General features: G+C 59.2%; 1 pseudogene. It reads left to right on the forward strand.

Features of this window, described 5'->3' with window-relative positions:
- Nucleotides 1-265: pseudogene (locus tag SM755_RS23785) on the forward strand (PAS domain-containing sensor histidine kinase); the annotation flags it as partial.

The raw sequence follows: 265 nt of genomic DNA on the forward strand, positions 1-265 counted from the left end.
TCATCGGGTTCGCTGTCGACGGTGCCGAGCGGATGCGAGAGATGATCGACGGCTTACTCAAATACTCGCGGGTCGAAACAAAGGGAGATCCGTTCGAGCCCGTCGAACTGGAGGAAGTCCTGTCGGACGTTCGTGACGATCTCCAGATACAGATCGAGGAAAGCGACGCCGAGATCACGAGCGGAGCGCTCCCCCGCGTCGAGGGGGACCCCGGTCAGTTACGCCAGGTGTTTCAGAACCTGTTGGAAAACGCCATCGAGTACAG

The organism is Natrialba sp. PRR66, from assembly GCF_034808065.1.
GTDB lineage: Archaea > Halobacteriota > Halobacteria > Halobacteriales > Natrialbaceae > Natrialba > Natrialba aegyptia.